Origin of the sequence: Capnocytophaga catalasegens, assembly GCF_026005215.1 — a bacterium.
Lineage (GTDB): Bacteria > Bacteroidota > Bacteroidia > Flavobacteriales > Flavobacteriaceae > Capnocytophaga > Capnocytophaga catalasegens.
The window spans coordinates 15,295-30,016 of sequence record NZ_BPMA01000036.1 but is presented as its reverse complement, the minus strand read 5'-3'; the positions used below and the strand labels follow the sequence as shown (position 1 = coordinate 30,016).

The window sequence follows — 14,722 nt, the reverse complement described above, 5'->3', positions numbered from 1 at the left end:
TAATTTTTTTTGTAGTAGTAATGACGTAGTGTATGAAAATTATATTTTCATTATGAAGTAGTTTTATAGAGGAGTTTTTTTTGGAAGAAAAAATGTTAATTACGTACTTTGTCCTACAAAAGTAGCTATTTATTAAAAATTCAAACCAAAAAAGACATTTTATGAAACTAAGAAATTTTATATGTGTATGTTTTTATTTGTTCTCATTGAGTCTTTTGGCTCAAAGACAAATTAACGTAAGTGGTATCGTTTCTGAACAGACTAGTAAAGCTCCTATTATTGGAGTTAATGTAGTACTCAAAGGGACGACTACGGGTGCAATGACCGATATCGATGGACGATATACGCTTTCTAATATTCCTTCTAATGGGGTTTTGGTTTTCAGTTACATTGGTATGAAAACACAAGAGGTTGCCATTGGTGGACGTTCTCAAATTAGTATAACGATGGAAGAAGACACCCAAGAACTAAAAGAGGTGGTAGTCATTGGTTATGGTGCTGCTCAAAAGCGAGACCTTACCGGCTCTATTGTAAGTATTAAGGCTGAAGAAATTGCTGATAAACCTTCAAGTAATCCGTTGGCTTCGGTACAAGGGAAAATAGCAGGTGTACAAGTAGTAAATACTGGTAGGGCAGGGCAAGACCCCGAAATACGGGTGCGAGGTACGAACTCTATCAATGGATATAAACCACTGTATGTAGTTGATGGGCTATTTACAGACAATATCAATCACTTAAATCCTGCTGATATTGAACAAATGGAAATCCTTAAAGATCCTTCTTCGCTAGCTATCTTTGGGGTACGTGGAGCAAATGGAGTTATTATTATATCTACTAAAAAAGCTAAAAAAGGACAAACAACAGTTAATATCAATTCGTCTTTGGGGCTTAAAACCATTAACGACAGAATTTCAGTTACCAATGGCGACCAATTCCGTGAATTGTATGCTGAGCAATTGCAAAATCAAGGAGCTCCGCCTTTTGATTTTTCACGTTGGACAGCTAATACCGATTGGCAAGATGAAATCTTCCGAGATGCATGGATTTCAAACCATAATATAAGTATTACAGGTTCGGGAGAGAAAAACAAATTTTACATTGGGGCAGGTTATCTCAAAGAAGAAGGTTCTATCAAAAATGAAGAAATGTCACGTATTACGCTCAATCTTAGTAGTGACTATAATGTAACGGATTTTCTTCGATTTGGATTTCAAACCAATGGAGCACGGACGCTTCCAGTTGATGCCAAGGGGGGAAGTGTTTCACTGCGAGCTGCTCCAGTTGCTCCTATAATGAACCAGCCAACAGGACTCTATTATGTAATGCCTGACTTTCAGAGTGCGCAAGTTTGGAATCCGATGATTGAGGTTGAAACTCGGGCTAATCATAATAAAGCGACCAATTATCGCATTATGGGGAATGTTTATGGAGAGGTTGATTTTTTGAAAAATTTTAATTTCAGAGCAACGCTTTCTATGGATTATGTTGTAAATGAATCGCGCCAATTTAGTCCTATCATTTGGGTTTATAATCCAGATTATATTAACCCTGCTACACAAGGAAATGACCAAAAACTCAATGAAGCTGAAAGTATTTCTCAAAAGAAATCTACTTCAGTTTCAACACAAACAGATTATATTTTGACTTTTAAAAAAGCTTTTGACAAACATAATCTAACGGCAATGGCAGGTATGACAACCAACTATATTGAGTATTCTTCATTAGAAGCAGGACGCTCGCAGAAATATGAAGATATTATATTTTCTATTCCTAATGATAATAGTGATAAATGGTGGATATCATCTATTGATGATACAAAGACAACGAATGGTTCAAGTCAATATAAACGTGCTACAATGTCGTACTTAGTGCGTGCTTTGTATGGCTACGATGGAAGATACTTATTCAATGCTTCTTTTCGTAGAGATGGAGCTTCTGTATTTCGTAATTCAGGTAATGCTTGGGATAATTTCTATTCTGTAGGTGCTGCTTGGGTGGCTACCGAAGAGGCTTTTTTAGAAAATCAAAAAATAATTGATTACTTGAAAATAAAAGGTTCCTATGGTGTGTTAGGTAGTCAAAATACAGGAGGTTATAATTATCCCACCTATCCACTGTTGGCAAGTTCGGGTAGTGCGGTATTTGGTAACAGAATTGTTACAGGATATGCTCCCAAGTATTTGGTTCAAAACTTAGGTTGGGAAAAAACCTATGCCTGGGAAGTAGGTGCAGAGTTCCGTTTCTTAAATAATCGCCTGAGTATTGAACCTACCTATTATCACAAAAACACAAAAGACCTTATTGTATTACTAAGTGGTATTTCGGGAGCAAAAAATGCCCTTGAAAACTTGGGTGAAATACAAAACAAAGGCTGGGAATTTTCAGTAGGTTGGAATGACAAAGTAAAAAATACCGATTTTACTTACAGCATTTCAGCGAATTTGACTACTATAAATAACGAAGTAATTTCGCTTGGACGTGGAAAAAATGATGCTATTTATGCCGGAACAGGTAATGTATCTCGCTCATTAGAAGGTTATCCTATTGGGCATTTTTATGGATATAAAGTAATTGGCGTTTATCAAAATAATCGAGATATTAACAAATCACCACTCAATACACTTACTACTGTAAAACCTGGTGATTTGAAGTTTGCTGATATAAATAATGATGGAAGAATCACAACTGATGACCGCGAAATGATTGGGAATCCAACCCCCGATGTTACTTACGGATTTAATATCAATCTTGGTTACCGAGGTGTTGATATCGGAGTCGAATTTATGGGAGTGTATGGAAATGAAGTTTATAGAAATTTTGGTGAAGGGTCTTTCGCTCAGCTCAATTATCTTTCTGACAGAATCGGAAGATGGAACGGAGAAGGAACATCGAACTGGGAACCAATCCTTGATGGAACAAGAGCCATCAATCGTATGAACTCTTCTTATTATATAGAAGATGGTAGTTTCTTCCGTATCCGAAACGTACAACTTGGTTACACTTTCCCCGAAGAAGTAACTAATCGATTCAAAGTGAAAAAAATACGTTTGTATGCCAATGTACAAAATTTAAAAACTTGGAGTAAAAACAGCGGATATACCCCTGAAATAGGTGGAGGAGCTACCAGTTTTGGTATAGATAATGGTGGATACCCAATGCCTACAATATTTACTTATGGAGTTAATTTAACCTTTTAATAATTAAAATAATGAAAAAGTATATTTTACTCATCGCAACCATAATTTCATTTGGAATATTTACAACGAGTTGTTCCAAATTTCTAGATCAAGAACCTCAAGGAGAATGGGTTGATGGAGACCAAGCTTCTGGAAGTGTAGAGAGTGATGTATTAACTCTTTATGCCAAAGTTCGACACTATGACCTTGTAGCACTACCAGGATTGGCAATTCATAGCTTCCGTAGCGAAGACGCTGAAAAAGGATCGAATGCCTCAGATGGTGCTTCTCAAGCTGATATGTTTGATAATTTCAATTATGTAGCTACCAATGGATTGATATTGTCTTACTACAACAAAAATTATGAGATAATCCATACGACTAACATGGCTATCAGTAAGATAGATTCTCTGGGAAGTGCCATAACCGACGGAGATAAAATCAACAAAGGAGAAGCACATTTTTTCAGAGCATATGCCTATTTTAATTTAGTACGGGCTTTTGGAGAAGTTCCGTTGATTAACTTTCCTATCAAAACTGCTGATCAAGCAAATGTACCAAAATCAACCATTGATAAAATCTATACTTTGATTGATGATGACTTGAAGGTAGCCGAAGAAAATTTACCACGTACTTGGGCAAGTGCTTATGTAGGGCGTCTTACTTGGGGAGCTGCTCGTTCTTTGCACGCCAAAACTTATCTAATGCGTAACGATTGGATGAATACTTACACAGCTACCACAGATGTTATCAACTCGGGACTTTATAATCTTAATACTGATTTCTCCAAAATATTCCGAGAAGATGGTGAAAATAGCTCAGAATCTGTATGGGAATTACAAGCTACGGCTACAGAATCGCAAAATGCATCGACTGATATAGGTTGTCAATATGCTCAAGTACAAGGAGTTCGTGGTACGGGGCAATGGGATTTAGGTTGGGGTTGGAATACACCTACACAAATTTTAGCAAATGCTTTTGAAGCAGATGATCCTCGTAAAGATGAAACCTTACTTTATTTCTATAAACAAGGAGCTGATGCAGCAACTATTGCAGCTACTCCTACTAACAAACCTTATAATGAAAAGCCAATAGCTCAAAGTAATGTTGTCAATGTATATTATAACAAAAAAGCCTATACAAATCCTGCATTAAGAACTTCATATGGGCATAGACAAGGGTATTGGTACAATGTACGAATGATTCGTTATGCTGATGTACTTCTGATGGCAGCCGAAGCTGCTAATGAACTTGGAAATTCAAATGATGCACTTAATTTTTTAGAACAAGTACGTGCCAGAGCTCGACGTGAAGCACCTAACGCTTTACCTACAATAACCACTACGAATCCTGTCGATTTGCAAACAGCTATTCGCCACGAACGTCGTATAGAACTTGCTATGGAATTTGATCGATTTTATGATTTGGTACGCTGGGGAATTGCTCTACAAGTATTGCACGCCGCAGGCAAAACAGGTTATCAAGATAGACATCGGTATTTGCCTTTGCCCCAAACAGCTATTGATAACTCTAATGGTGTGTTAAAACAAAATCCTGATTACTAATAAAAAACAAATAGCAATGAAAAAAATATTTTTACAATATGGAACAATCTTAGCAGGAGTATTACTTATATCTTCTTGCTATCAAGATTTAGATAATACTCCCAGCTTTAACTATCCTGAATCAAAAGCACCAGAATACAACGCTAAGAAGTTATCTTTTACATTTGAACATGACCCACGAAATAAAACAGATTATTTATTTTTAGTAACTACCAATGGGGCAATCACTTATCAAGAAGGTAAAGTAGGGGAAGCTTACAAAGGTAGTGAAAAATCGTATATACTTATTACGCCTACCACACCCGAATTTGCAGGTGATGTTTCAATAAAAGATACTATTGCCAACTTGGGCAGTTTTACCGTGGCTTTCTTTATGAAATCAGAGCAGGCAAGTAAAGCCACAGGGATATTTTCCATTTCAAATACATTGAAATTTTGGGGGAATCTAGATATTTTTTTAGATTCTCATAATGTAGCTGGAGAAGGGCGTTTCAAAGTACATCTTTATAACGGAACAAAAGAAATTTGGATAGAAGAAAAAATTCCTAATACCATAGACCTATGGGTGCATATGGCTTTCCGTTATGATGCTACAACCAAAACATTCTCTATTCTCAGAGAAGGAGAACAAGTGGTTTCCAAAGAGTTAAACTTTGATAATAATATTCGTTTTGACAATATGGGACAGTTTGTTATCGGAGCATTACAATTCCAGACTCAGCCTAGTCTTACCGCTAGTGCCAAAGCACAGACATGGGCAACAAATTATAGTGGATTGTTAGACCAATTTTTCTTTTATAACAAAGCATTGAGTAATGCAAAAATAAAAGAACTTGCTAACGGAGGCGAATAAAAAATGCTATCATACAAAAAATAATGTAAAAAATTTTGGGAGATTTCATTATAGATAGAAGCCTTACATCAGAAAATCAATAAAATTAATATCAAAATGAATAAGAATATCATTCATAATCTGTATACTTTGGTAGTTACTCTTATTGGACTATCATTTACCGCCTGTGGATGTTCGAAAGATAAAAATTCGCAAGAAAAAACGCCTATTACACCACAAAAACCAATACAAACATTTCATAACAGACCTACAAGTTTTGATAATGATGATATGTTTCTTGATTTTATTCAAAAAGCCCATTTTAATTATATGTGGGAAGGAGCAGAATCTAATTCAGGACTGGCGCGTGAACGTATTCATATTGATGGAAACTATCCACTAAATGATCAAGACATCATTACTACTGGTGGAAGTGGTTTTGGTATAGCTGGATTGCTTGTAGCTATAGAACGAGGTTTTATAGATAGAACAGAAGCTGTAGCACGCTTCGAAAAAATTATAACATTTCTAGAAAAAGCTGATCGTTATCACGGAATGTGGTCGCACTGGATTGATGGAAAAACAGGTAAAACCAAGCCTTTTGGGCAGAAAGATAATGGAGGAGATATCGTAGAGAGTGCTTTTTTGATACAAGGACTACTTTGCGCTCGTCAATACTTCCAAAATGGAGACACCAAAGAAAAGGAAATAGCCACTCGCATTGATAATTTGTGGAAAGAAATGGAGTGGGATTGGTACTTAAATGGACAAGATGTACTGTATTGGCATTGGAGCCCGCAGTATGAATGGCAGATGAATTTTCCTTTGGAAGGATATAATGAGTGTTTCATCGCTTATATTCTTGGAGCATCATCGCCTACGCACCCGATACCTGCATCGGCATATCATAAGGGTTGGGCACGAAATGGAGCTATCAAAAGTAGTCAAGTTACTTACGGATTGCCACTTGTTCTCAAACACAATGGAGCTGAACGATATGGAGGGCCACTTTTTTGGGCTCATTATTCGTTCATTGGATTGAATCCTAAAGGACTTACAGATCAATATGCTGATTATTGGGTATTGAATAAAAATCATACCTTAATAAATTATAAATATTGCGTAGAAAATCCCAAAGGTTATAAAGGTTATGGGTCAAATAGTTGGGGACTTACCGCAAGTTATTCCGTGAAAGGTTATGCGGCACATTCACCAACCAATGATTTCGGAGTAATTGTACCAACAGCCTCACTTTCGAGTTTTCCGTACACTCCCAACGAATCAATAACAGCACTAAAACATTTTTATTACGATTTGGGTGATATTATTTGGGGGAAATATGGCTTTTACGATGCTTTTAGTGAGCAATATATATGGTATCCTCAGCGTTATTTAGCTATTGACCAGCTTACAATCGCTCCGATGATAGAAAACCACCGTACAGGACTGCTTTGGAGGCTCTTTATGAGTTGTCCTGAAGTGCAAAACGGATTAAAAAAATTAAATTTTTATACAAACTCTTTATAGTTTTTTGTACTTTTGTAAAGCAATTTACTAGGAACAAAATTTAATCTGGAGCCTTCTCTATAAACGAAATTTTTTGAGAGGTTATAATTGTATCTATGATTTAATTGCAATAAATGTACGTTATTTCAAGATAATGATAAAAATAAATTACATATTATTGTTTTTAGGAGTATTTGTAGGCATTTCATTCTCATTCTGGGAAGGATTGGTATCATACAATGACATAGCTCCTCCTGATGAATCTATAATAAAAACATTTAGTAATGTAGTTTCAAATCATTTTTTTAACAAAAATACATTGATTTACATCTTAATTGGTCTTGTAATTGGAATATTTTTAAATTTTTTTGCAAATATTTTTAATAAAAAAAATCATATTTATACAAAAAACTAATTTTCTGTTAAGCAATATAGAAAAATGTAAAAACAATCATTCAAAAATGTTTTCTAACAAAAACATCTATAAAATAATACATATTGAATAAAAATAACAATTTATGAAAATAAAAAATAGTATTTATTTAGGTACGACAATCCTTTTGATAGGTTGTACAACTTCCAACAGACAAGCATCATCTAACTGGAAAAGTTTCAGTGGTGACAAAACTATTGAGCGGAAAGTAGATTCTGTTCTGAAACTGATGACTTTGGAAGAAAAAATCGGGCAAATGACCCAATTTGCTTCCAGCTGGACTACCACAGGACCGTCTGTAGCAGATGATTTTCTGCCGTATTTGAAAAAAGGCTTGGTAGGAAGTGTCTTCAATGCCGCTACGGTGGAAGGGCTTCGCAATATGCAGAAAGTCGCAGTAGAAAAAACGCGTTTGGGGATTCCTATTTTATTTGGCTACGACGTCATTCACGGATACGAAACTATTTTCCCCATACCTCTTGCAGAATCTTGCTCGTGGAACTTGGAACTTATGAAGCGTTCTGCCGAAATTGCAGCCGAAGAAGCCGCTGCCGATGGGCAACATTGGACTTTTGCTCCGATGGTAGACATCGCAAGAGACCCTCGCTGGGGGCGTGTAATGGAAGGTGCTGGCGAAGACCCTTATTTGGGTAGCGAAATCGCCAAAGCACGTGTTATCGGCTTTCAAGGAGGAACCGACTGGAAATCACTCAAAGAAAAACATACTCTTTTGGCTTGTGCCAAACATTTTGCCGCTTACGGAGCTGCCGAATCAGGCCGAGACTACAATACAGCCGAGCTTTCGGAGCATACGCTTCGCAATTTCTACCTGCCTCCGTATTTAGCCGCCAAAGAAGCAGGTGTAGCCACTTTTATGGCTTCTTTTAATGAAGTAAATGGAATTCCTGCTACGGCAAGCAAGTGGCTTATGACCGATATTCTGCGGGAGGAATGGGATTTTAAAGGCTTCGTCGTATCTGATTACACAGGCATTAACGAACTTGTTCCACACGGAATTGCCTCCGATGACAAACACGCCGCTGAGTTAGCCGCCAATGCAGGAATTGATATGGATATGACGGGAGCTACTTTCATTAAATATCTGACTGAATTGGTAAAAGAAGGAAAAGTATCCGAAGCTACTATCGACACGGCTACTCGTAGAATATTGGAAATGAAATTCTTACTCGGATTATTTGACGACCCGTATCGTTATCTGGACGAAAACAGAGCCAAATCTACACTTCAAAAACCCGAATTTATGCAAACCGCTCGTAAAGCAGTCGCTGAATCAGTTGTTTTGTTAAAAAATAATAGTAATTTATTTCCTATCCGAAGAGATGTTAGCAAAAAAGTAGCTCTAATTGGTGCTATGATGAAAGATTCTATCAACCTAAACGGAGAATGGCAAGGACGAGGTAACCGAAACCAAAGCGTATCACTTTACAAAGGATTGCAAGAAGCCTACAAGGATAGCAACGTACAATTTACCTACGCACAAGGTTGCTCACTTACTGAGACTACTTCGCAAGGCATACAACAAGCCGTTTCAGTAGCCAAAAACGCAGATATGGTATTACTTGCTTTGGGCGAAGATTTTAATTGGTCGGGGGAAGCGGCCTGTCTGACTGACATTCGTTTGCACAAAGCTCAACGTGAATTACTTGCAGCGTTAAAACAAACTGGAAAACCGATTGCCTTGGTGATTTTCAGCGGTCGCCCGTTAGATTTAAGCTGGGAAGACGAAAACATTGATGCTATTTTACAAGCGTGGTTCCCTGGCACACAAGCCGGATACGGTCTTGCTGATGTCATCACTGGAGATTATAATCCGTCGGGGCGTTTGGTAATGTCTTTCCCTCGAAATGTGGGGCAAGTTCCCGTATATTATAACCAAAAAAATACAGGACGTCCCGTAATGCCTGACAATCCGCAAGGCGATTACAGAACCAAATACGAAGATGCTCCTATCACGGCTCTTTATCCTTTTGGTTATGGGCTTAGCTATACTACATTTGCGATAAACAATGCCAAATTAGACAAAAACACCTTCTCTAAGGGCGAAAAAATAACCGCCACTGCCAAAGTTACCAATACTGGAAGTACAGATGGTGAGATTGTCGTACAGGTTTATGTTCGTGATTTGGTAGGAAGTGTAACTCGACCTGTAAAAGAGCTAAAAAAATTCCAAAAAATAGCTCTAAAAGCTGGAGAAAGCAAAGATATTTCCTTTGAAATTACCGAAAATGACCTTGCTTTCTACCAGCAAACAATGAAAAAAATAACCGAAACAGGTAAATTCAAACTTTGGATTGCCCAACACTCGGCCGACAATAGTAACGAACTGGATTTTGAGTTGAAATAATATTTGGGGTTATTTTGTTTGAGAAGCACAAAGGAGACTTTGTGCTTTTTTTAGTATATAAAAAGGATTATACTAAAAAATGTTGTACCTTTGCCGTAAATTGATTTTACAAAAAATAGAAAAGTATGGCGTTACATAATTATAATGTGTTTAATTCGATATTAGATAATGATTTCTACAAATTCACTATGCAGTGTGCAGTAGTTAAGTTGTTTCCTAATGTAAAAGGAAGATATAAGTTTATCAATCGAGGTAAGCATGAATTTCCGCAAGGATTTGCCGAGGTAATGAAAAAATCAGTTGATGATATGGCACAATTAAAATTAACCAAAGAAGAAAAACAATTTCTAAGAGGTTCTTGTCCGTATCTGAACCCTGCGTATATTGACTTTTTGGAAGGATATCGTTACGACCCTTCGGAGGTAAAAATTACTCAAAACGGAACTGATTTGGAGGTTGAGGTAGAAGGATATTGGTATCGAACAATCCTTTGGGAAGTCCCTTTACTTGCGATGATTAGTGAGCTTTATTATCGACTTACTAATGCCAAACAATGGACAGATGACCAAATTGTAGATAATACGATAGAAAAAGTAAAAATGTATGAAGAGTTAGGGGTTGTCTTTGCTGAATTTGGTACGCGAAGACGCCATTCGTATCATGTACATGATGTAGTAATGCGAACTCTTACCAAGTCACAAAAGTATAATTTTTCGGGGTCGAGCAATGTACATATGGCGATGAAGTATCAGGTAAAACCTATTGGTACGCACGCACACGAATGGTTTATGTTTCACGCTGCTGAATACGGATTTAAGATGTCGAACGCAATGTCGCTTGAACACTGGGTAGATGTTTATCGAGGAGACTTAGGCGTGGCACTTTCAGATACTTATACGACTGATGTGTTTTTCAAGCAATTTGATACGAAATTTGCCAAACTTTTTGACGGGGTACGGCACGATAGCGGAGACCCGATTGTTTTTGCTAATAAAACTATTACACATTATAAAAAATTTGGTATCAACCCGTTATCAAAATATATTATTTTCTCAGATGGGCTAAATCCTGAAAAAGTAAAATCTATCGCAGAGGCTTGCAAAGGGAGAATCGGAATTTCTTTTGGTATTGGTACTAATTTGACCAATGATGTGGGGCTTCGTCCGATGAATATTGTAATGAAGCTAACAGAAGTTTTAACCAGTGATAATGAATGGATTCCTACTGTTAAACTTTCTGACGAACCTAATAAACATACAGGAAATCTACGAATGATAGAGCTTGCTAAAGAACTTTTGCAAGTAAAATAAAAATATTCAATAGAAAAATCTAAATAAAAATGTTGAAAAATATTCTGAAAAGCACGAATTTAATATCATATTTGTTTATGATGATTGGAGTTTTATTTCTTTTTTGGTTTGAAATTACGAAAGAAGATAACAATCAGTATGTACTTATTACAGGATTGGCATTTTTGATTATAGGAATTTATCAATTAGCCAAAAAGCTGTCTTCAAAACGAGCCGAAGATTACAAAGAGCCTTTGGTACGTACCAAAAAAGATAGCGAAAAATGATACAAATAGGCGATATTGTTGAAGTAATTGACGAGACTTTGCAAGGAAAAGTAATCCAAGTAGATAAAACGAACTGTACCCTACAAACAGAAGATGGGTTTTCGTTGAAATTTCCTATAAATCAGGTAGTTAATGTGAGTTCTGACGAAATACGTGTGAATTATCAAGATTCGCTTCAAGCTATAAAAGAAAAAGAAACAAAACATCGTAGAAGACGAATAGTTCCCAAGAGTAAAGAAAAAAATCAAGTTCGTTTAGAAATAGATTTGCATATCGGGCAACTAATTGATAGTATGCACAATATGACTAATTACGATATGCTTACACTACAAATAGAAACCGCTCGTAAGCAATTGGAATTTGCCATAGCCAACCGAATACAACGCATAGTATTTATCCATGGAGTAGGTGAGGGGGTACTACGAACAGAACTCGAATATTTGTTCGGAAGATACGAAAATGTAACCTTTTATGATGCAGAATATTCTAAATATGGATTTGGAGCAACCGAAGTTTATATTTACCAATCCAAAACTTTAAAAGAGGATTGAAAAATTATTTTATAAAACTATTTAATAATCAATATCATATGAAATTAGCAGTTATTGCACACGATGGAAAAAAAGCAGAAATGGTATCTTTTCTCAATAAACATATTGAGTTTTTGCATTCGGCAAATATTCAAATTATTGCCACAGGAACAACAGGAAAACATGCACAAGATGCTGGTTTACAAGTAGAAAGAGTACTTTCTGGACCTCTTGGAGGTGATGCTCAGATTGCGGCGCAAGTTGCAGAAGGTAAAATACAGGCAGTTTTTTTCTTTAAAGATCCAATGGATAAACACCCTCACGAACCAGATATTAATATGTTATTACGTATTTGTGATGTACATAATGTACCAATCGCAACCAATCGTGCTACTGCCGAACTGGTTCTGAAAGGTTTGGTTTTCTCGAAAGTAGAAAAAAAATAAAATTTTAAATAATGAAAAATTTTTGGCATAAATTATACGCAAAGCAATCTTTTTTCTATAAAATATTACTTTGTGTAGCAATTACGTGTTCGATTGTCTATTTTTTTCCAAAAGGTGTTAAATTCAAATACGAATTTCAACAGGGCAAATTGTGGCAATATGAAACGTTGTATGCTCCTTTTGAGTTTTCTCTCAAAAAATCAGCAGAACAAATTGCCAAAGAAAAACAAGCAATCAAAGACCAATCGTTGGTATATTATTCCAAAGATACTACGGCTTATCAAAATGTATTGGATAATTACCAACGAGAAATTCTTGTGTATGTAAATGAACTTCCTGTCGATTTACGAACGCGTTTGATAGAAAAAGGAAAGCAATTTTTGTTTAATACATATCAAAAAGGCGTTATTACATCAGCCGATGAAATAGAAAATAAGAATATGGCTTTGATTGAAGGAAATGAAATTGTTGAACAAAAAGTAGATGAATTATTTTCAATTCGAAATCTTAAAAATGAAATTTTAGCCTATTTCAAAACAAAACCTTATTCGGATTATATTGATGTATATCATGCTGTTTTCTTTGAAGTAATGAAACCCAATATAGCTGTTAATGAATATTTTACCAAAAAAACACTTGAACAAAACTTAGATCAGCTTGTTTATTCGCGTGGAATTGTTAAAAAGAATCAGCTTATAATAACTAAGGGGGAAATTGTACAAGCAGAAAAATTAGAGATGTTGCAATCCTTACAAACAGAATACGAATCAGAGCATTGGAATACAGAAGATAATACACCAACTTATATAGGATATTTACTACTGGTAGCAGTCACTCTTTTTATCATTGTATTGTATTTGAATCGTTTCTATCCAGAAATATATCACAATAATACATCGCTAACGTTTATTTTGACCAATGTGTTATTGATGGTTGTTTTGACCAGTTTGGCATTGAAAATAGATATAAATTATATGTATGCAACGCCTATTTGTATTTTGCCATTGCTTTGTAGAGCTTTTTTTGATATCCGATTGGGAATATTTATTTATACGATGACGGTACTTATTATAGGATTTGTCGTTCCTAATAGTTTTCAATTTATTTTTATAAGTATTGTTGCAGGAAGTTTTTCAATGCTCAATATCAGAGAATTACACTACAGAGTGAATCTTTTTCTGACTGCTGGACACATCACATTGGTTTATGTGCTTACTTATATAATATACAGCGCTCTTTCTGAAGGTAGTTGGCTAAGTTTTGATACAAAAATCATCGGTTTTTTTATACTCAATGGTTTTCTAACGTTGTTTGTGCAACCTCTTACGTATATTTATGAGAAACTTTTCGGATTAGTATCAAATGTTTCTCTGTTAGAACTTTCGGATACGAATTTTAAATTACTTCGAGAACTTTCAGAAAAAGCACCAGGTACTTTTCATCATTCATTGCAAGTTGCCAATTTAGCAGAAGCAGCTGCATCAGAAATAGGAGCCAATACAATGTTGGTGCGAGTCGGGGCTTTGTATCATGATATAGGAAAAATGAATAATCCAATGTATTTTACTGAAAATCAGAAAACTTCGGTTAATCCACATGATGAACTTACTCCGTTAGAAAGTGCTAAAATCATTATCAATCATGTTATTGAAGGAATAGAAATGGCTCGACAAAACAATATACCAGATAGGATAATTGATTTTATTCGTACACATCACGGAAATAGTTTAGTTTATTATTTTTACAAACAACAACTCGATAGTGGAGAACCTTTTGATGAAGCCGATTTTCATTACAAAGGTCCCATCCCTTTTTCAAAAGAAACCGTAATACTAATGATGGCTGACTCTATAGAAGCTGCTTCTAAAAGTTTAAAAAATCCTACATACGAAGCTATTGAAAATTTTGTAGAATCTATTATTAGAAAGCAATACGAGGAAAAACAATATATGAATACAGATATTACGCTTAAAGAAATAGAAAAAATAAAAAAAATTCTTAAAGAAAAATTAGTCAATATTTATCATTTACGTATAGAATATCCTGAATAACAGGTAATTATATTTAATTTAAAAAAAAAAGAAAAAAAAACTTTGTAAAAAGTTGCTGTATTTGCAAAAGAGTTGTAAATTTGCACTCGCAAAAGAAAGTTCATATACAATTGAAATAAAGTTTTAAGGAGAGGTGCCGGAGTGGTAACGGAGCAGATTGCTAATCTGTCGGCGGGTAACTGTCGCCAGGGTTCGAATCCCTGTCTCTCCGCTTTTTTTATTCGGGGTGTAGCGTAGCCCGG

General features: G+C 35.6%; 10 protein-coding genes and 1 tRNA gene. All 11 read left to right on the top strand.

From position 1 onward, the window contains the following. Window positions 1–161 precede the first annotated feature (161 nt). The 11 genes from OO775_RS09905 to OO775_RS09855 all read left to right on the top strand — a co-directional run bounded on the left by OO775_RS09905 (window position 162) and on the right by OO775_RS09855 (window position 14,691). Window positions 162–3,197 (top strand): SusC/RagA family TonB-linked outer membrane protein, encoded by a 3,036-nt coding sequence (locus OO775_RS09905; protein ID WP_264846923.1) that lies wholly within the window; start codon window positions 162–164, stop codon window positions 3,195–3,197. A gap of 11 nt (window positions 3,198–3,208) precedes the next feature. Further along, on the top strand, window positions 3,209–4,741 hold the full coding sequence (locus OO775_RS09900) for a RagB/SusD family nutrient uptake outer membrane protein (RefSeq protein WP_264846921.1): 1,533 nt from the start codon (window positions 3,209–3,211) through the stop codon (window positions 4,739–4,741). A gap of 16 nt (window positions 4,742–4,757) precedes the next feature. Continuing rightward, window positions 4,758–5,594, top strand: a complete 837-nt coding sequence (locus OO775_RS09895) for a LamG-like jellyroll fold domain-containing protein (protein WP_264846920.1) — start codon at window positions 4,758–4,760, stop codon at window positions 5,592–5,594. 96 nt (window positions 5,595–5,690) lie between these two features. Continuing rightward, window positions 5,691–7,100, top strand: coding sequence for a glucoamylase family protein (locus OO775_RS09890; RefSeq protein WP_264846919.1), 1,410 nt, complete (start codon window positions 5,691–5,693; stop codon window positions 7,098–7,100). Window positions 7,101–7,597: 497 nt separating this feature from the next. Beyond that, the gene (bglX, locus tag OO775_RS09885) at window positions 7,598–9,877 is read left to right on the top strand and encodes a beta-glucosidase BglX (RefSeq protein WP_264846918.1); all 2,280 of its coding nucleotides are present in this window, start codon (window positions 7,598–7,600) and stop codon (window positions 9,875–9,877) included. 125 nt (window positions 9,878–10,002) lie between these two features. After that, the gene (gene pncB, locus OO775_RS09880) at window positions 10,003–11,187 is read left to right on the top strand and encodes a nicotinate phosphoribosyltransferase (RefSeq protein ID WP_264846917.1); all 1,185 of its coding nucleotides are present in this window, start codon (window positions 10,003–10,005) and stop codon (window positions 11,185–11,187) included. Window positions 11,188–11,216: 29 nt separating this feature from the next. Next, a complete protein-coding gene (locus OO775_RS09875) occupies window positions 11,217–11,453 on the top strand; it encodes a hypothetical protein (RefSeq protein WP_264846916.1) in 237 nt (78 codons plus the stop codon). Beyond that, on the top strand, window positions 11,453–12,004 hold the full coding sequence (locus OO775_RS09870) for a DUF8465 domain-containing protein (protein WP_373874569.1): 552 nt from the start codon (window positions 11,453–11,455) through the stop codon (window positions 12,002–12,004). The genes OO775_RS09875 and OO775_RS09870 overlap by 1 nt, the downstream gene beginning before the upstream one ends. A gap of 38 nt (window positions 12,005–12,042) precedes the next feature. Then, window positions 12,043–12,429: a methylglyoxal synthase gene (locus tag OO775_RS09865; protein ID WP_264846914.1), complete on the top strand. Its 387-nt coding sequence runs from the start codon at window positions 12,043–12,045 to the stop codon at window positions 12,427–12,429. 11 nt (window positions 12,430–12,440) lie between these two features. Then, the gene (locus OO775_RS09860) at window positions 12,441–14,480 is read left to right on the top strand and encodes an HD family phosphohydrolase (protein ID WP_264846913.1); all 2,040 of its coding nucleotides are present in this window, start codon (window positions 12,441–12,443) and stop codon (window positions 14,478–14,480) included. Between the two features lie 127 nt (window positions 14,481–14,607). Further along, window positions 14,608–14,691: transfer RNA gene (locus OO775_RS09855), tRNA-Ser, on the top strand. Window positions 14,692–14,722: the final 31 nt, after the last annotated feature.

Bases quoted from the DNA above. Each gene is read 5' to 3' on its own strand.
- OO775_RS09905 (WP_264846923.1), top strand. From the start codon at position 162: ATGAAACTAAGAAATTTTATATGTGTATGTTTTTATTTGTTCTCATTG.
- OO775_RS09900 (WP_264846921.1), top strand. From the start codon at position 3,209: ATGAAAAAGTATATTTTACTCATCGCAACCATAATTTCATTTGGAATA.
- OO775_RS09895 (WP_264846920.1), top strand. From the start codon at position 4,758: ATGAAAAAAATATTTTTACAATATGGAACAATCTTAGCAGGAGTATTA.
- OO775_RS09890 (WP_264846919.1), top strand. From the start codon at position 5,691: ATGAATAAGAATATCATTCATAATCTGTATACTTTGGTAGTTACTCTT.
- bglX (WP_264846918.1), top strand. From the start codon at position 7,598: ATGAAAATAAAAAATAGTATTTATTTAGGTACGACAATCCTTTTGATA.
- pncB (WP_264846917.1), top strand. From the start codon at position 10,003: ATGGCGTTACATAATTATAATGTGTTTAATTCGATATTAGATAATGAT.
- OO775_RS09875 (WP_264846916.1), top strand. From the start codon at position 11,217: ATGTTGAAAAATATTCTGAAAAGCACGAATTTAATATCATATTTGTTT.
- OO775_RS09865 (WP_264846914.1), top strand. From the start codon at position 12,043: ATGAAATTAGCAGTTATTGCACACGATGGAAAAAAAGCAGAAATGGTA.
- OO775_RS09860 (WP_264846913.1), top strand. From the start codon at position 12,441: ATGAAAAATTTTTGGCATAAATTATACGCAAAGCAATCTTTTTTCTAT.